Origin of the sequence: Azonexus fungiphilus (genome assembly GCF_003634965.1) — a bacterium.
GTDB classification, from domain to species: domain Bacteria; phylum Pseudomonadota; class Gammaproteobacteria; order Burkholderiales; family Rhodocyclaceae; genus Azonexus; species Azonexus fungiphilus.
Window position 1 is genome coordinate 115,568 of the sequence record NZ_RBXP01000016.1, and the last position, 15,380, is coordinate 130,947.

Annotated in this window: 11 protein-coding genes; 8 read left to right on the top strand and 3 right to left on the bottom strand. The window is 69.6% G+C overall.

The genetic code is table 11. The features are described from left to right. The first annotated feature begins 66 nt into the window (after window positions 1–66). Window positions 67–918: a GGDEF domain-containing protein gene (locus tag DFR40_RS11570; RefSeq protein WP_121458659.1), complete on the top strand. Its 852-nt coding sequence runs from the start codon at window positions 67–69 to the stop codon at window positions 916–918. 56 nt (window positions 919–974) lie between these two features. Here DFR40_RS11570 and DFR40_RS11575 read toward each other — a convergent pair whose 3' ends face one another. Further along, the gene (locus DFR40_RS11575) at window positions 975–2,597 is read right to left on the bottom strand and encodes an ABC-F family ATPase (RefSeq protein ID WP_121458660.1); all 1,623 of its coding nucleotides are present in this window, start codon (window positions 2,595–2,597) and stop codon (window positions 975–977) included. Between the two features lie 148 nt (window positions 2,598–2,745). Between DFR40_RS11575 and gshA the strand changes: the two genes are divergently transcribed. The 7 genes from gshA (at window position 2,746) to DFR40_RS11610 (ending at window position 14,450) form a co-directional block, all read left to right on the top strand. After that, a complete protein-coding gene (gshA, locus tag DFR40_RS11580) occupies window positions 2,746–4,029 on the top strand; it encodes a glutamate--cysteine ligase (RefSeq protein WP_121458661.1) in 1,284 nt (427 codons plus the stop codon). Further along, complete coding sequence (locus DFR40_RS11585; protein ID WP_121458662.1) at window positions 4,026–6,347, top strand: tetratricopeptide repeat protein; 2,322 nt, start codon at window positions 4,026–4,028, stop codon at window positions 6,345–6,347. The genes gshA and DFR40_RS11585 overlap by 4 nt, the downstream gene beginning before the upstream one ends. An 8-nt stretch (window positions 6,348–6,355) precedes the next feature. Beyond that, on the top strand, window positions 6,356–6,880 hold the full coding sequence (locus DFR40_RS11590; protein WP_121458663.1) for a gamma-glutamylcyclotransferase family protein: 525 nt from the start codon (window positions 6,356–6,358) through the stop codon (window positions 6,878–6,880). Between the two features lie 16 nt (window positions 6,881–6,896). Further along, complete coding sequence (gene gshB / locus DFR40_RS11595) at window positions 6,897–7,907, top strand: glutathione synthase (RefSeq protein WP_121458664.1); 1,011 nt, start codon at window positions 6,897–6,899, stop codon at window positions 7,905–7,907. Continuing rightward, a complete protein-coding gene (locus tag DFR40_RS11600) occupies window positions 7,892–8,920 on the top strand; it encodes an FAD:protein FMN transferase (RefSeq protein ID WP_121458665.1) in 1,029 nt (342 codons plus the stop codon). Before gshB ends, DFR40_RS11600 begins: the two co-directional genes overlap by 16 nt. Before the next feature lie 101 nt (window positions 8,921–9,021). Next, the gene (locus DFR40_RS11605; RefSeq protein WP_121458666.1) at window positions 9,022–13,320 is read left to right on the top strand and encodes a response regulator; all 4,299 of its coding nucleotides are present in this window, start codon (window positions 9,022–9,024) and stop codon (window positions 13,318–13,320) included. Continuing rightward, on the top strand, window positions 13,317–14,450 hold the full coding sequence (locus DFR40_RS11610; RefSeq protein ID WP_121458667.1) for an HD-GYP domain-containing protein: 1,134 nt from the start codon (window positions 13,317–13,319) through the stop codon (window positions 14,448–14,450). The genes DFR40_RS11605 and DFR40_RS11610 overlap by 4 nt, the downstream gene beginning before the upstream one ends. 6 nt (window positions 14,451–14,456) lie before the next feature. Here DFR40_RS11610 and dtd read toward each other — a convergent pair whose 3' ends face one another. Next, window positions 14,457–14,909 (bottom strand): D-aminoacyl-tRNA deacylase, encoded by a 453-nt coding sequence (gene dtd, locus DFR40_RS11615; protein ID WP_121458668.1) that lies wholly within the window; start codon window positions 14,907–14,909, stop codon window positions 14,457–14,459. A 2-nt stretch (window positions 14,910–14,911) separates the two neighbouring features. Next, window positions 14,912–15,355: an HIT family protein gene (locus DFR40_RS11620; protein WP_121458669.1), complete on the bottom strand. Its 444-nt coding sequence runs from the start codon at window positions 15,353–15,355 to the stop codon at window positions 14,912–14,914. Between the last annotated feature and the right edge of the window lie 25 nt (window positions 15,356–15,380).

The window sequence follows — 15,380 nt, forward strand, 5'->3', positions numbered from 1 at the left end:
CGGCAATTTTCAGGAATCGGCGGCCGGGCGGTTGATTGCCGGCGACGAATCCCCGAACATGGCGCCATGAACCTGCGTCGAATCATCCTCAGCCGCCCCGGGCGGCTCGCCCAGATCGGCCTCTGGAGCGCCTCGCTGGCCTGCGTCGGGGCGGTCGGCTACCTGCACCTGCTGAGCGGGCTGGGCTACGAGTTCCACCTCTTCTTCATCCTGCCGGTACTGGTCGTCGCCTGGTTCGTCAGCATCCGCCGCGCCTACGTCCTCGCCGTACTCACCGTCGTCCTCTGGTACCTGGCCGACCGCCAGCTCGGCGGCGAAGGCAGCGACCGCTGGCCGCTGCTCTTCAACACCCTGGTCCGGATCAGCATCCTCGGCGGCGCCGTCTGGCTGCTCGCGCGGATGCGCGGCATCCTCGAACGCGAAACCCGGCTCGCCCGCCAGGACAAGCTGACCGGCCTGGCCAACCGGCTCGGCTTCCACCAGGATGGCGAACTCCTGCTCAACATGACGCGCCGCCAGGCGATCCCGGTCAGCGCGCTGTTCATCGACCTCGACCACTTCAAGACGGTCAACGACCGTTTCGGGCATGAAACCGGCGACCGGCTGCTCGCCCGGGTCGCCGCCGTACTCCGCGAACGCCTGCGCGCCAGCGACCTGGCCGGCCGCCTCGGCGGCGACGAATTCGCGCTGATCCTCCCCGGCACCGGCGCCGCGGCCGCCGCCGACTACGCCGCCGCGCTGCGCGAACGCCTGCTCGAGGCAATGCGCGAAGACGACTGGCCGGTCACCTTCAGCATCGGCGTCGCCAGCTTCGCGACGCCGCCGGCCGATCTCGCCACGCTGGTCCGCGAGGCCGACCGGCTGATGTACACAGCCAAGCACGACGGCCGCGACTGCATCCGCAGCAGCAGCGCCTGAATGCCGGCCGGGGCCGGGCCGTTGACGGTCGACGCCCGCGAACGGGCAAAAATGCCTCAGCCGAGGCCTTGCGACGCCAGGTAATCCTCGTAACCGCCGAGGTAATCGACGATGCGGCCGTCGCCCTTGACCTCGAGCACGCGGGTCGCCAGCGAGGAGACGAACTCGCGGTCGTGCGAGACGAAGACCAGCGTGCCGGCGAACTTCTCGAGGCCGGCGTTGAGCGCCTCGATCGATTCCATGTCGAGGTGGTTGGTCGGTTCGTCGAGGATCAGCACGTTCGGCTTCTGCAGCATCAGCTTGCCGAACAGCATGCGGCCCTGCTCGCCGCCGGAAATCACGTTCACCGGCTTCTTCTGCTCGTCGCCGGAGAAGAGCAGGCGGCCGAGCGTGCCGCGGATCAGCGTTTCCAGGTCGCCGCCGTCCTCGATGGTGGCGCGGGCATAGCCGGCGATCCAGTCGGTCAGGCTCTCGCCGTTGGCGAACTCGGCGCTGTGGTCCTGCGCGTAGTAGCCGCACCTGGCCTTCTCGGCCCACTTCAGCGTGCCGTAGGACGGTTGCAGCTCGCCCATCAGCAGCTTCAGGAAGGTCGTCTTGCCGACGCCGTTCTCGCCGATCACGGCGATCTTCTCGCCGCCGTTGATGGTCAGCGTCAGGTTGTCGAAGATCTTGCGCTCGCCGCCCGGGTAGGCGAAGGTCAGGTTCTCGATCTCGACGGCCTGGCGGTGCAGCTTCTGCTTCTCGTCGTAGTCGAAGCGGATCCACGGGTACTGGCGCGACGACGGCTTGACGTCTTCCGGCTTGAGCTTGTCGATCAGCTTGAGGCGGCTGGTCGCCTGCTTGGCCTTGGAAGCGTTGGCCGAGAAGCGGCGGACGAAGGTCTGCAGTTCGGCGATGCGTTCCTTGGCCTTGGCGTTGGCCTGCGACTGGCGTTCGCGGGCCTGCTGCGCGGCTTCCATGAAGTCGTCGTAGTTGCCGGCGTAGGTGGTGATCTTGCCGTAGTCCAGATCGGCCATGTGGGTGCACACCTGGTTCAGGAAGTGACGGTCGTGGGAGATGATGATCATCGTCGAGTCACGGTTGTTGAGCACGTCTTCCAGCCAGCGGATGGTGTTGATGTCGAGGTTGTTGGTCGGTTCGTCGAGCAGCAGGATGTCCGGATTGGCGAACAGGGCCTGGCAGAGCAGCACGCGCAGCTTCCAGCCGGGCGCGACCTCGCTCATCGGGCCATTGTGCTGTTCGGTCGGGATGCCGACGCCGAGCAGCAGCTCGCCGGCGCGCGATTCGGCGGTGTAGCCGTCGTACTCGCCGACCTTGCCTTCGAGTTCGGCGGCGCGCATGTAGTCGTCCTCGGAAGCTTCCGGGTTGGCGTAGATGGCGTCGCGTTCCTGGATGGCGCTCCACAGTTCCTCGTGACCCATCATGACCACGTCGAGGACGCGCATGTCTTCGTAGGCGAACTGGTCCTGCTTGAGGTAGGCCATGCGCTCGTTGACGTCCTTGGAGACGTTGCCGGCCGACGGTTCGAGGGCGCCGCAGAGGATCTTCATGAAGGTCGACTTGCCGGCGCCGTTGGCGCCGATCAGGCCGTAGCGGTAGCCTTCGCCGAACTTGACGTTGACGTTTTCGAAGAGGGGCTTGGCCCCGAATTGCATGGTGATGTTGGCGGCGACGAGCACGACGTTTTCCGATCCGGCGAGTATTTCAGAGAGGGCCGGATTTTACCCTTTTTGCACGGTCGACCGTGGCTGCCGGTCCATTTTTGTGCACCGCAGGTGTAACATCGCGGCCGACAATAACGCGCCAGCCCCCACGGAGACAGCACCCATGGTCCCCCATCTGACGACCGCCCTGAGCGGTCCGCTCCTCGAACTCGAACGCCGCTTCCTCGAAGCCAGTCCGCAGATCGAGCAATGGCTGCGCGGCCAGTGGCAGGAATACACGCCGCCCTTCTATTCCTCGGTCGACCTGCGCAACTCCGGCTTCAAGCTGGCGCCGGTCGATACCAACCTGTTCCCCGGCGGCTTCAACAACCTCAACCCGGCCTTCCTGCCGCTCTGCGTGCAGGCGGCGATGAGCGCGATCGAGAAGTTCTGCCCGGAAGCCCGCCGTCTGCTGCTGATCCCCGAGAACCACACGCGCAACCAGTTCTACCTGCAGAACGTCGCCCAGATCGCCGCCGTCCTCAAGCAGACCGGCCTCGAAGTGCGCATCGGCTCGCTGATTCCCGATCTCGACGGACCGACCACGGTCGACCTGGCCAACGGGCAGAAATTGCTGCTCGAGCCGCTGCGCCGCCAGGGCAACCGGATCGGCGTCGACGGCTTCGAGCCCTGCGCCATCCTGCTCAACAACGACCTCTCGGCGGGCATTCCCGAGCTGCTCAGGGATCTCGACGAACAATACGTGCTGCCGCCGCTGCACGCCGGCTGGGCAGTGCGCCGCAAGTCCAACCATTTCGCCGCCTACGACCAGGTCGCCAACGACTTCGCCCGCGAGATCGGCATCGACCCCTGGCGCATCAACCCGGCCTTCTCGGTCTGCCGCTCGATCAACTTCCATGAGCGCCAGGGCGAGGAATGCCTGGTCGCCAACGTCAGCGCGGTGCTCGACATCGTGCGCGAGAAATACCGCGAATACGGCATCACCGAGACGCCCTACGTCGTCGTCAAGGCCGACGCCGGCACCTACGGCATGGGCGTGATGACGGTGCGCGACGCCGACGAGCTGATCGCGCTCAACCGCAAGCAGCGCAACAAGATGAGCGTGGTCAAGGAAGGCCTGGAAGTCTCCGAGGTGCTGATCCAGGAAGGCGTGCACTCCTTCGAGACGGTGCACGAGGCGGTCGCCGAACCGGTCGTGTACATGATCGACCGCTACGTCGTCGGCGGCTTCTACCGCGTGCATACCGGGCGCGGCAAGGACGAGAACCTGAACGCCCCGGGCATGCACTTCGAACCGCTCGCCTTCGAGACCGGTTGCAACCTGCCCGACTACCGCTGCGGCAACCCCGACTCGCCGCCCAACCGCTTCTACGCCTACGGCGTCGTCGCCCGCCTGGCCTGCCTCGCCGCCGCCGTCGAACTGGCCAACACCCGCCTGGATCCATGATCCGCGTCGAGGTCGCCGACGACTGGCGCGAACAGCCGCCACCGACCCGCTTCGCCGCCCTCGACGCCAGCGGCTGGCTGCTCTCGCTACCCGAGGAAGACGCCGCCCGCTGCTTCGCCGGCGAACTCTCGCAGATTCCCAACGCCCGCCTGCTCTCGATCTGGGGCACGACGCTGGCGGTCCTGGCGCTGCTGCTGCCGCTCGGCCTGTTCGCCATCCTCGGCAACGGCATCTACGACCTGCTCCTCGAGGACGCGCCGACGCCGCGGCTCTACCTGGTCGTCGGCGGCTCGCTGCTGGCCTACGTCGTCCTCGCCGCCATCGCCGCCGGCTCGCGGCGGATGTCGCTGCTGTCGCAGGAACTCGGCGACATGGTCGACGGCTTCCGCGACATGACCCACCGCTTCCACCTGCGGCCGGCCCGGATCATGCGCCAGGCGCGCGCCTGGGGCCGCCTCAACGGTCTCGCCCGGACGCCGCTGGTCAGCGTCTGGAATCCCGGGCTGCCGTCGCCGGAAAACAGCGCCGAAGTCTTCTGGGACATCCTGCTGCCGCTGTTTGAAGCCCAGCTCGCCGACGGCAGCCGGCTGCGCCTGCATGTCCGCGCCGACGAGGCCGCCGCCGTCCGCGCCGCGCTGCAGGGCCGCCCGCGCCTGCAGCTGGAAGCACCGCCTGCGCGCCGCCGCGGCGGCAACGCGCAGGCCCCGGCGAGCGCCCTCGCCGCCGGCGAACGCCGCCTGGTGCAGATGCTGCGCGTCGCCAGCTTTCCGCTGCAGCGGATCATGGCCTGTCCGCTGACCGATGCCACCGGCCCCGCCTGTTTTTCCGAGAATGCCTTCCTGCGCCTGGTGCGCAGCTTCGCCGGCGAAGCCGAGCAGGACGGCGTGCATCGCTTCCTCGCCCGTTGCCGCAACGACTACGGCTACCTCGAGATGGACGCCGACCAGATCGAACTGCTGCGCCTGCCCGACGACCTTGCCGCCGCGACCCTGGCCGACGCCCGCAATCTCGCCGCCCGCGCCCGCCAGCTGCTGATCAGCGATCCGCGCCGCTTCCTCCACGACGGCGACCCCTGCGCCCTGCTGTGCACGGTCAATGCGCTGGCCGTCCTGCACGACCGCGCCGACGACGACCCGCGCCTGCAGCAGAACCTCAAGCAGCAACTGAAGATGCTGATCGGCGAAACCCTGGCCAGCCTCGACCGCGGCGAGCACTACCCGATGTTCGCCCACCTCGCCCGCCAGGAATTCGGTGCCGGGCCGGAGGCCGGCCAGCTCGCCCGACTGCTGCCGCGGGTGATCGACGACGCCGGCGCCAGCCGCCCGCTGGCCGGCGAAGTCCTGGCGCTAACCCGCTTCAACGCCTTCGACACCGAGACGCTCGGCCGCCTCGCCCGGCTGCTCGAAGTCGGCGGCTTCTACGCCGCGGCCAGCGCCGTCTGGGGCAAGCTGGCGAGCATCGACCCGCTGTTCGCCGGCATCCGCCTGGCGCGCCTGCACGAACGCCAGGGCGACGCCGCCGCCGGCCTCGCCGCGATCGGGGACCTGCTGGCCAGCGAGCACCTCGAGCAACGCCCGGGCATCCGCGTCGCGGCGCTGCTCGAAGGCGCCTGGCTGTGCTACTCGGCACAGCCGCCCGACGCCCTCGACCAGGGACGCGCCTGGCTCGCCGCCGCCGCCGGCGAACTGGCGCGCTGCCCGGGCGAGCCGGAAGCCTACTGGCGCCTGCACAACTACCGTGCCCTCTACCTCGACGCCGCCGGCCGCTATCCGGAAGCCATCGCCGAGCACCGCCAGGCGCTGGCGATCCCCGGCATCCAGCTGAAGTGGTACAGCGGCTCGCTGACCAATCTCGCCTACGTCAGCCGCAAGGCGGCGCTGGCCGGGCTCGGCGCGCGCGACGAGGCCGCCCGCCGGCTCGCCGAGGCGCTCGAGTACGCCAGCCTGGCGGTCGACCTCAAGCGGCGCATCGCCGACCTCGACGAACTGCCGGTGGCCCTGCACAACCTGGCGCTCGCCCACCTCTGCCGCGCCCTGCTCGATCTTCCCGGTGCCGATGTCGATGCCGCCGCCGACGCCTGCGGTGAAGGCCTGGCCATCCTGGCACGCACCGGTTCGCACAAGAAGCGCTTCGCGCTCTGCCTGGAAGCGACCCTGGCCGCCGGCCTGCGCGGCGAAGACTGGGCGGCGCGCCTGGCCGAGGCCCGTGCTGCCCGCCCGAGCGCCCGGGAACAGGCGGTGCTGGCGCGCAGCGAGGCCGCCGCGGACATCCCCGCCGCCCTCGGCCGGGCCGTCCTCGCCCTGGAAATCCTCGACTGAGGCGGCCGATGCAACTCTTCGTCTACGGCTCCCTGCTCAACCCGGACAGCGCCGAACGCGCGCTGCAACGGCGGCCGGCGCCCGGGCAGCTGGTCCCGGCCAGCCTCGCCGGCTATCGGCTGGCCTGGAACTCGATCCACCGCATCGCCACCGACGCCTGCGGCGAGATCGACGCCAGCTTCCTCAACCTGGTCGCCGATCCGGCGGCGACGGTGCCCGGCTGCCTGCTCGCCATCGACGACGCCGAGTTCGCCCGCCTGTGCCTGCGCGAGAAGGGCTATACCGCCTGCCGGCTGACCTGCCTGAGTGCCACCGGCGAGTCGCTGGCGGCCCGCGTTTTCATCGACGAACGGCCGCTGCCGGCGCAACTGCCGCCGGTGCCGGCCGGCTACCTGGCCAAGATCGAGGCCGGCCTGGCGCAGCTCCCGGCCGCTTTCGCCGCTGCCTGGCGGGCCGCCCTGCCGGCACCGCCGCTGCCGCTGATCGCCGGCGACTACCGCTTCGTCGACAGCGCCCAGAAGGCCAACACCTGAACCGGAGGACGCCGCGATGCAGCTGAGCTTCGCCAAGGAAATCTCGGGCAAGGGCGTCAGCCTGGCGCTCGGTTTCGTCGTCGATCCGCTGGCCAGCCGGCACGCCTTCAACGATCCGGCGGTGGCGCTGATGCGCGCGGCGCAGAGCCACGGTCACGAAGTGTTCGCCATCGAAACCCCGAGCCTGGGCTGGCGCAAGCCGGAAGACGGCCATCCCGGCGGCTGCTTCGGCGAGCTGATCCACCTCCACCTGCGCCCCGACGACCACGACTGGTACCGCGAGACCGGCCGCGCCTGGCGGCCGCTGCGCAGCCTCGACGCCGTCGTCGTCTGCCTCGAGCCGCCGGCCGACGGCGAATTCCTTGCCGTCACCTGGCTGCTCGAGCGCGCCGAGGCCGAGGGCCTGCGCGTCTTCAACCGGCCGCGGGCCTTGCGCGAGCATTCGGAAAAGATCGCGATCGCGGAATTTCCCCAATTTGCCCCGTCGACCGTGATCAGTCGCGATCCCTCGCGCCTGCACGAGTTCATCGACGAGCAGCGCGACGTCGTCGTCAAACCGGTCGATGGCGGCGCCAAGGTCCGCGTCTTCCGCGTCCATCGCAACGATCCGAACCGCAACGTCGTCGTCGAGACGCTGACCGACAACGGCCGGCGTACCGTCATTGCCCAGCGCTACCTGCCGGCGATCGCCCAGGGCGACAAGCGCATCCTGCTGATCGGCGGCAAGGTCGTACCCTGGTGCCTGGCGCGCATCCCCCGCGCCGGCGAGACGCGCGGCAGCCTGGCCGCCGGCGGCACCGGCGTCGCCCAGGAACTGTCGCCCGGCGAACGCGCGATCGCCGAGACGCTCGGCCCGCTGCTGCTCAAGCGCGGCCTGCTCATCGTCGGCCTCGACGTGATCGGCGACGCGCTCACCGGGATCAACGTCAGCCACCCCGCCGGCCTCGCCGAAATCCGCCAGCAAAGCGGCTTCGACGCCGCCGGCGCCACCATCACCGCGATCGAGCACGCATGCGGCATTTCCTGATCCTCCTCCTCGCCCTGGCCGTCGCCGGCTGCGGCAAGACGCCGCTGCAGGAGCAGCAGGCCTTCGTTTTCGGCACCCGGGTCGAGGTCATCGTCGTCGATCCCGACCCGGAACAGGGGCGCAAGGCAATCGCCGCCGTGCTCCGCGAATTCGACCGCATGCACCGGGCCTACCACGCCTGGCAGCCGTCCGAGCTGACCGCGGTGAACGACGCCATCGCCGCCGGCCGGACGCAGACGGTGACGCCCGAGCTGGCCGAGTTCATGCGCGAGGCGCAGGCGCTGTCGGCGCGCGGCGACCACCTGTTCGATCCGGGCATCGGCGCGCTGATCAAGCTGTGGGGCTTCCACGCCGAGGAATTCGTCGCCCGCCTGCCCGACCCGCAGGCACTCGCCGCGTGGCAGCAGCAGCAGCCCTCGGTGGCCGACCTGGTCATCGACGGCACCACCGTGTCCAGCCGCAAGCGCGCGCTGGCGCTCGACTTCGGCGGCTACCTCAAGGGCGTCGCGCTCGACCGCGCTGCCGCCATCCTGCGCAGCCAGGGCATCAACAACGCACTGATCAACATCGGCGGCAACGTCATGGCGCTCGGCAGCAAGGACGGCCGCAAGTGGCGGGTCGGCATCCAGCACCCGCGCCAGCCCGGCCCGCTGGCCACGGTGATGCTCGACGACGGCGAGGCGATCGGCACCTCCGGCGACTACCAGCGCTACTTCGAACTCGACGGCCGCCGCTATTCGCACCTGATCGATCCGCGCAGCGCCCGTCCGGTCGACCACACCCAGGCGGTGACCGTGCTCATCCCGGCCGGAGCGCAGGCCGGCACGCTCTCCGACGCCAGCTCGAAGCCGATCTTCATCGCCGGCCCCGACGGCTGGCGCGAGATGGCGCGCAAGATGGGCAGCGAACTGGTGCTGCGCGTAGACCGCGACCAGCGCATCGAGGTCACCGCGGCGCTGCACAAGCGCCTCGAGTACATCGGCCAGCCACCGGCGATTACCGTAATTCCCTGATCTTTCCTTGAAAGCCCGGCGGCCCTTGGTTATGCTGCCCGGGAGCGGCCGGGACAGGCCAGCCTGGACATTTCGGGGAGCGGCAGTCGGGAGGAATCGCCTTGCGCGGCATTGCGTTCGGAAAACCGGGGTTCGCCTACAGTCTGGTGCTGCGCATCGGACTGCTGATCCTGCTCGCGCTCGCCGCCTTCACCGTCGGCATCGTCCAGCTGATCGGCAAGCCGACGGTCAACCGCCTGGCCGAGGCCCAATTGCTGCTCGCCTCGGAACAGCTCGAATCGCGCTACGGCAGCCTGCTCCACTCGGTCGAGGTGACCCTGCGCAGCAGCCAGGGCTGGGGCGTCGATGCCCGCCTCGACCATAGCGACCTGGTCCGCTTCAACGAGTTCTTCTTCGCGCTGCTCGCCAACCACGACAAGATCGACTCGGTGATCTTCGCCGACGAGCACGGACGCGAATTCTTCATGCGCACGCGCCCCGACGGCGGCTGGATCAACCGCATCAGCAATCCCGCCGAATGGGGCCGCCAGACCTACTGGATCACCTGGAACGCGCAGCGCCGGATCGAGCACGTCGAGGTCCGCGAGAGCGACTACGATCCGCGCCAGCGGCCGTGGTTCAAGGGCGCCATGGCGCTCACCGAAGACAACGCGGTGCACTGGACCCAGCCCTACATCTTCTTCACCAGCCGCGAACCCGGCGTCACCGCGACGATGCGCTGGCAGGACGCCGCCGGCACCCGCTACGTCATCGCCCACGACGTGCGCCTCGGCGAAATCGCCGAATTCACCACCAGCCTCAGCCTCGGCGAACGCGGCCAGGCCGCCCTGCTGCTCGGCGACGGCCGCCTGATCGCGCCGCCGCGCGATCCGCGCTTCGTCGACGCCGCCGCGATCAACGCCGCCCTGCTCAAGCCGCCGGAGGAACTCGGCTTCGCCGAACTCGCCGAGGCCTACCGGCTGTGGCACGCAGACCCGCAGCCGCTCGACCGCCTGCACGCCTTCGACCGCCCCGACGGCCGCTGGCTGAGCCGGTTCACCCATCTCGACGCGGCCCGCACCGGTGTCTGGCTCGGCGTCGTCGCCCCCGAGCAGGATTTCGTGCCGATTTCCGGCAGCGACCTGGTCGTCCTTGCGGTCATCCTGCTCATCGCGCTCGGCCTCGGCGTCGCCGTCGCCGTCAGCATCGCCCGCCGCTTCGGCGAGCCGCTCGCCGAACTGACCGCCGAAAGCCAGCGCATCGGCCGCCAGGAACTCGACATGCCGGTGGTCACCGGCGCCCCCTGGCGCGAGGTGGTCCAGCTCGCCGACGCGCTCGAGGACATGCGCCAGCAACTGCAATCGGGCCGCCAGGCGCTGCAGGGAATCAACGCCGACCTCGAACAGACGGTGGCGATGCGCACGCACGCGCTGCGCCAGAGCGAGGAGAACCTGCGCCAGCGCGAGGCCTTCTTCCGCGCCGTCTTCGACAACGCCGCGGTCGGCATCGTCAGCCTCGATGGCGAGCGCCGCCCGACCGAGATCAACCGCGCCTTCGCCGCCTTCGTCGAACACCCGCTCGACAGCCTGCGCGACGTACACGGCCTGTGCCTGGCACCGGCCGAGGAGGAGCGCATGGCGCAGGCGCTGTCCGGCCTGCTCGCCGGCGACGGGGCCGGCCTGCGCAGCGAGTTCGAGTTCATCGACGCCGAGGGCGGCAGCCGCTGGGGCGACGTCCAGGTCGCCGCCGTGCGTGATGAAGCCGGCGCCGTCGCCTCGCTGCTGGTCACCGTCCTCGACATCACCGACCGGCGCGAGATCGAGGTCGAGCTGGTGCGCCAGTTCGCCTTCCTGCGGGCCCTGCTCGACACCATTCCCAACCCGATCTTCTACAAGGGCGAGCACACCCGCTTCCTCGGCTGCAACCGCGCCTACGAGGAGTTCTTCGGCACCGACCGCGGCCAGTTCATCGGCAAGCGCGTGGTCGATCTCGACTTCCTGCCGGAAGAGCAACGCCTCGCCTACCAGGCCGAGGACGAGCGGCTGATCGCCGAATGCGGCCGCAGCCTCAAGGTCACGACGATGCGCCGGGCCGACGGCGCGCTGCGCGACACGCTCTACGCAGTGAGCGCCTTCCGCTCGCCGGACGGCACGCCGGGCGGACTGATCGGCGTCATCGTCGACATCACGCCGCAGAAGGACGCCGAGCGCGAGGCCGAACGCGCCCGCGCCGCGGCCGAATCGGCGGCGGCGGCCAAGGCCGACTTCCTGGCCAACATGAGCCACGAGATCCGGACGCCGATGAACGCAATCATCGGCATGACCCACCTGGCGCTGCAGACCGAGCTCGACAACCGCCAGCGCAACTACCTGAACAAGGTCGACGCGGCAGCCAAGGGCCTGCTCGGCATCATCAACGACATCCTCGACCTGTCGAAGATCGAGGCCGGGATGATGCGCTTCGAGCGCACCGTCTTCAGCCTCGACGCGGCCCTCCAGCACCTCGGCGACCTGAGCACGATCCGCGCCCGCGAACGCGGCCTCGAACTGCTCTTCGACCTCGCCCCGGAAGTGCCGGATCATCTCGTCGGCGACCCGCTGCGCCTCGGCCAGGTGCTGCTCAACCTGGTCGGCAACGCGATCAAGTTCACCGACCAGGGCGACGTGACGGTCACGGTCGACCTGCTCGAACGCACGGAAACCAGCGTCCGCCTGCGCTTCGAGGTCCGCGACACGGGCATCGGCATGACCGAGGAACAGCAGACCGACCTGTTCACCGCCTTCACCCAGGCCGACAGCTCGACCACCCGCCGCTACGGCGGCACCGGCCTCGGGCTGTCGATCTGCAAGCGCATCGTCGACCTGCTCGGCGGCCACATCTCGGTGACCAGCACGCCCGGCGTCGGCAGCCGCTTCATCTTCGAACTGCCCTTCGAGCTCGCCGGCAGCGAGGTCGAGACGCCGCGCCGGCTCGGCCTGCCCGAACACCTGCGCACCCTGGTCGTCGATGACAGCCCGGGCGCCCGCGAAGTCTTCGCCCACCAGCTCGCCGCGCTCGGCATCGACTGCCGGGTCGCCGCCGGCGGCGCCGAGGCCCTGGTCGAGCTGGCCGCCGCCCGCCAGGCCGGCCAGCCCTTCGGCCTGCTGCTGATCGACTGGAAGATGCCGGGCATGGACGGCGTCGAACTGGTCGGCGCGATCCGCCGCGACGATGCCGGCGGCGACCCGCTGCCGGTGATCATGATCACCGCCCACGACCATGACGAATTGCGCGAGGCGCTGCGCCCGCACACGGTCAGCGCGATCCTCGGCAAGCCGGCGACGCCGTCGTCGCTGTTCGACTGCATCATGCTCGCGCTGCATCGCGCGCCGGGCGTTCCCGAAGCGCTGCCGGCACCGGCGACGACGGCAACGCTGAGCGGACGGCGGGTGCTGCTGGTCGAGGACAACGAGGTTAATCGCGAGCTGGCCGAGGAAATGCTCGGCAGCTTCGGTCTGAGCGTGGCCACTGCCGAGAACGGGGCGATTGCGGTCGACCGCGTCGAAGCCGGCAAATTCGACCTGGTCCTGATGGACTGCCAGATGCCGGTGATGGACGGCTACGAGGCGACCCGGCGGATCCGCGAGAATCCGGCGCTGAAATCGCTGCCGATCATCGCGATGACCGCCAACGCGCTCGCCGCCGACCGCGAACGCTGCCTCGCCGCCGGCATGGACGACCATGTCGCCAAGCCGATCGACGTCGCCGTGCTGCGCGCGACGCTGGCCCGCTGGCTCGGCGACGCCCCCGGCGCGGCGCCGGCGCCGGCCGAGGTGGGCGAGCCGCCGGCCGACGCGGCGATCGACGCCGCCGGCGCGATCGCCCGCCTGGGCGGCAAGCCGCAACTGCACGCCCGCCTGCTCAACCGCTTCGCCGACGACCAGCGCGACTTCCTCGAACGCTTGCGTGCCGCCCACGCCCACGGCCGCCTCGACGAAATGCTGCTGCTCGCCCACACCATGCGCGGGCTGGCCGGCAACATCGGCGCCGGCCGTCTGGCCGGACTGGCCGGCGACCTCGAACAGTGCCTGCGCCAGCAACCCGACGCCATCCGCCGCATCGACGCGCTGATCGGCCTGCTCGACGAAGCCCTCGGCGCCGTCTTCGCGATCATCGCCGGGCGCGCCGCACCGCCCGCCGCCGTCGCGCTGCCGGAAACCGACCTGAGTGCCGGCCTGGCCCGCCTCCAGCGCCTGCTCGACGACGACGACGCCGGTGCCGTCGCCGAGTTCGAAACGCTGGTCGGCGGCCTGCGGAACAAATTCCCGGCTGCCGTCGTCGACGAACTGTCGGTCAGGATCAACCACTACGATTTCGAAGCCGCCACCGCGATCCTCAAGCAGCTCACCGGAACGCCCAACCCCGAAGCCGAACAACCATGACACCCCTGCTCCCGAAACAAAGCATCCTGGTCGTCGACGACACCCCGGAAAACATCACCATCCTGACCGAGGTCCTCGCCGGCGATTACCGCATCCGGGTCGCCACCTCGGGCGAGAAGGCGCTCAAGATCATCTATTCCGACGAGCCGCCCGACCTGATCCTGCTCGACATCATGATGCCCGGGCTGTCGGGCCTGGAAATCTGCCGCCGGCTCAAGGCCAACCCCGACCGGCGGCGGATCCCGGTGATCTTCGTCACCGCGATGACCAGCACCGAAGACGAGGAACGCGGGCTCGAAATCGGCGCCGTCGACTACATCACCAAGCCGATCAGCCCGCCCATCGTCAAGGCGCGGGTGCGTACCCACCTGGCGCTCTACGACCAGTCGCGCGAACTCGAGCGGATGGTCCGCCAGCGCACGCTGGAACTGATGACGACGCGCCAGCAGATCATCCGCCGGCTCGGCCGGGCCGCCGAGTTCAAGGACAACGAGACCGGCAACCACGTGCTGCGCATGAGCCACTACGCCCGCCTGATCGCCGAAGCCCACGGCCTCGGCGAGGAAGCCGCGAGCATCATCTTCCAGACGGCGCCGATGCACGACATCGGCAAGATCGGCATCCCCGACGCGATCCTGCTCAAGCCGGGCAAGCTCGACGCCGAGGAATGGAAGGTCATGCACCAGCACCCGATCATGGGAGCCGAGATCATCGGCAAGCACGAGAACGAGCTGCTCGAGACGGCCCGCATCATCGCCCTCTGCCACCACGAGAAATGGGACGGCAGCGGCTATCCGCGCGGGCTCAAGGGCGAGGAGATCCCGCTCGAGGGACGCATCGTCGCCATCGCCGACGTCTTCGACGCGCTCGTCTCGGTCCGCCCGTACAAGCCGGCCTTCCCGCTCGACGAGGCGCTGCGCCTGATGGACGCACAGACCGGCAGCCATTTCGATCCGCAGCTGATGCAGGCCTTCCGCCAGGCGCTGCCGGAAATCCTGCGGATCAAGGACATCTACGCCGACGAAAACGGTGCGCTGACCGACCTCGAATTCCACATCCAGGAAATCTACGACCACCGCAACGACCCCGACGGCTACCCCGGGGTCCTGGTCAGCGACAAGGAGAGCTGAGCGCGGCTATTCCGGGGCGCGCGAATCGATCGTCAGCGTCACCGGCCCGTCGTTGACCAGCGCCACCGCCATGTCGGCGCCGAAGATGCCGGTCGGCACCGGCCGCCCCAGTTCGCCGGCCAGCCGGTCGACGAAGCGGGCGAACAGCGGTCCTGACACCTCGCCGCGCGCCGCGCGGCTCCACGATGGCCGGTTGCCCTTGCGCACCGAGGCATGGAGCGTGAATTGCGAGACCGCGAGGATCTCGCCGCCGGCCTCGACGACGCTGCGGTTCATCACCCCGTCGGCGTCGCCGAACAGGCGCAGGCGGACCAGCTTGCCGGCCATCCAGGCGATGTCCTCGTCGCCGTCGTCGGCCTCGAAGCCGGCGAGGACGAGCAGGCCGCCGCCGATTTTTGCGCAAATTTCGCCGTCGACCGTGACCGATGCCGATTGCACGCGCTGCACCACCACCCGCACGGCTAGTCCTCCAGCGCAGCCCGCAGCTGCGCCGCGGTCGCCTCGAGCACTGCCCGCGGCGGATCCTTGCGCGGCCAGAGCAGGCCGACGCCGTCGTCGGCATGACGGGGCACGACATGGATGTGGAAATGCCCGACGGTCTGTCCGCCTTCCTTGCCGTTGCATTGCAGCAGCGTCAGTCCGGGCGCCCCGAAGGCGCGCTGCTGCGCGGCGGCGATCCGGTGCGCGGTGCGCATCGCCGCCGCCGCCTCGTCCGGGGTCAGCTCGAGCAGCGTCTCGGCGTGGCGCTTGACGACGACCAGCGCGTGTCCCGGGTTGAGCTGCGCCAGGTCGAGGAAGGCCAGCGTCTCGGCATCCTCGTAGAGGCGCGAGGCGGGAATCTCGCCGGCGATCAGGCGACAGAAGATGCACTCTCCCGGCGGGGAGGTATCGACGAATTCGGGCATGCCAGGGCTCCTTGCTTGCAGGGCG